Origin of the sequence: Phenylobacterium sp. (assembly GCF_031360265.1) — a bacterium.
GTDB lineage: Bacteria > Pseudomonadota > Alphaproteobacteria > Caulobacterales > Caulobacteraceae > Phenylobacterium.
The window spans coordinates 1-2,411 of record NZ_JANMBF010000036.1; the positions used below are offsets into that span (position 1 = coordinate 1).

A 2,411-nucleotide genomic window follows, 5' to 3' on the forward strand; every position below is an offset into this window, starting at 1 on the left:
CGCACCTGAGGGTTCAGATCTTCAGCACCTGCTTGGCGATGATGTTGCGCTGGATCTCGTCGGACCCGCCGGCGATGCTGGCGGCGCGGGCTTCGAGATAGCGCGTCACTTCCGGCCCTGCCCAGTCCGGTCCGACAGGCGGCGGCGCGGGGCCGGCGATGGCGGGAAACCAGGGCGCCGCATAGGGGCCGGCGCATTCCACGAAGAATTCGGTCATCCGCTGGACGATCTCGGTCCCTTTCAGCTTCAGCATCGAAGACTGCGCGCCCGGCGCCGATCCGGCCTGCACCTCCCACAGCGTTCGCATCTCGGTGGCCTCCAGCGCCCGCAGTTCGATTTCGGCCAGGCCCAGCCGGCCGGCGAAACCCGGGTCATCGATCAGCCGCGCCCCCTGCTCGCCGGGGATCGTCGCGGCGGCCAGGCGGATGCGCCGCACCAGGTCCAGCGACAGCGAGACGAACGCCTGCCCGGTGCGCTCGTGGGTCAACAGCCCCTTGGCGTAGGTCCAGCCCTGGCCCTCTTCGCCGATGCGGTTTTCGACCGGCACGACCACGGCGTCGAACACCACCCGGTTGAACATGTGCCGGCCATCGATCGAGACGATCGGCGACACCGTCACGCCGGCCGCGTGCATGTCGATCAAGAGGAAGGTGATCCCGGCCTGGCGCTTGGGCTCCACCGCCGTGCGGACCAGGCAGAACATCCAGTCCGCCTCATGCGCCCCGCTGGTCCACAGCTTTTCGCCGTCGACCACATAGACCTCGCCCGCGCGCACTGCCCGGGTTCGCAGCGAGGCCAGGTCCGACCCCGCGCCGGGCTCCGAATAGCCCTGGCACCAGCGCACGCGGTTGGCCAAGATGTCAGGCAGGAAGCGATCCTGCTGGTCCCTCGAGCCGTAGCCGAACAGGATCGGGGCCAGCATGCCCATGCCCATACCCCCCACCTGTGGCGGCAGGCCGGCCGCCGTGGTCTCCCGTTCCCAGATGAAGCTCTGCGTCGGGGTCCAGCCGGGGCCGCCGAACGCCTCGGGCCACTTGTTGGCGGCCCAGCCCCTTCGCGTCAGGGCCGCGTGCCAGATCGCCTCGTCGTAGGGCGCGCCGGCTGGAAAGCTCTCCGCGATCAGGCTGCGGACCTGGGCCTGGAAGGCGCGATCCCGGTCGGAGATGTCGAGGTCCATAGACAACCTGGCGAGCTATTATACGATTGGTTCAATAAGGACGGCTCGGCCGACGCCGGTCAAGCGCCTCAAGGGGAGGATGGAATGAACGCTGCGCAGCCCTTCGGCGTCGAGACGCTCGGCGAGACCCTGGCGGGTCCGGTGCGACGGCCGGTGAATTTCTCCAGGGACTCCGTCGGCTCGATCCACGATGACGCCACAGCCCACAGGCTGGGGTTTCGCGGCGGCACGGTGGCGGGCAACATCCATTTCGAACAGTTTCCGCCGCTGCTGGAGGCGGCGTTCGGGCCGGAATGGGCGCGGACCGGCGGCCTGTCGCTCTATTTCCTCAACGCCACCACCGATGGCGAGCCGGTGCGCGCCTTCGTCGGCCCGCGCCAGGAGGTCGCCTCTGGCCTGCGTCGGGCCGAGGCCTGGATGCTCGACGCCGAGGATCGCCGGGTGTGCGAGGGCACCGCGTCGGTCGGCGGCCCTGATCCGCAATCCGCGCTGCGCCAACGCCTGGCCGTGGCGCGGCCCGCGACAGACCTGCGCATGCTGGCCGGCTCCGCGGTCGGCGACGCGGTCAAGGACGTCGCCACCCGGCTCGACGGCGAGACCGCGGTCCTGCGCCTGCGCGGCATCACCGAGCCGATGGCCGCCTATGGCTACGCCAAGATCCATGGCGAGGTCGTCGCGGCGCCGGCGATCGCCATCGACGCCCTGCGCGCTGTCGAAGGGCCGCTGTTCCGCACAGATGGCCCGTTCGTCGGCATGTTCGGGGCGATCGAACTGCAGTTCCTCGACGGACCGGTCTTCGTGGACCATGACTATCTGGCGGACGGGCGCGTCGTGGCGCTGGGCGAGTCGCCCAAGACCGAGGCGGTCTGGTACGAGAGCACGCTGAAGGATGCGGCTGACGGCCGGCCGGTGGCGCGCCTGTTGATGATGTCGCGTCTGCTCAAGGCTTCGTCTCCGCTGTGGAGTTAAGGTCCGGGGGGCGGGGCGGGACGCGGTTCGGAGGCGGGACTTGGTCGATCTGAGGCGCGAGCCGGCATGAAGCTGGGGGTCTGCTACTACCCGGAGCACTGGCCCGAAGGCGACTGGCCCGAGGACGCGCGGCGGATGGCGCAGATGGGCCTGAGCTGGGTGCGCATCGGCGAATTCGGCTGGAGCCGGATCGAGCCGGAGCCGGGGCGCTTTGACTGGGCCTGGCTGGACCGGGCGGTCGAGACGCTGGCCGCCGCCGGCCTCA

Annotated in this window: 3 protein-coding genes; 2 read left to right on the plus strand and 1 reads right to left on the minus strand. The window is 70.1% G+C overall.

Annotation, left to right across the window (positions count from 1 at the left end; genetic code table 11):
• Nucleotides 1-13: 13 nt before the first annotated feature.
• Complete coding sequence (locus RMN86_RS03030; protein ID WP_309604349.1) at nucleotides 14-1,177, minus strand: acyl-CoA dehydrogenase family protein; 1,164 nt, start codon at nucleotides 1,175-1,177, stop codon at nucleotides 14-16.
• 84 nt (nucleotides 1,178-1,261) lie between these two features.
• Between RMN86_RS03030 and RMN86_RS03035 the strand changes: the two genes are divergently transcribed.
• On the plus strand, nucleotides 1,262-2,146 hold the full coding sequence (locus RMN86_RS03035) for a hypothetical protein (protein WP_309604350.1): 885 nt from the start codon (nucleotides 1,262-1,264) through the stop codon (nucleotides 2,144-2,146).
• Nucleotides 2,147-2,212: 66 nt separating this feature from the next.
• Nucleotides 2,213-2,411: beta-galactosidase (locus RMN86_RS03040; RefSeq protein WP_309604351.1), on the plus strand; the 199-nt coding region annotated here is incomplete at its 3' end.

Coding starts and splice junctions, on each gene's coding strand:
- RMN86_RS03030 (WP_309604349.1), bottom strand. CDS start 1,177: ATGGACCTCGACATCTCCGACCGGGATCGCGCCTTCCAGGCCCAGGTC.
- RMN86_RS03035 (WP_309604350.1), top strand. CDS start 1,262: ATGAACGCTGCGCAGCCCTTCGGCGTCGAGACGCTCGGCGAGACCCTG.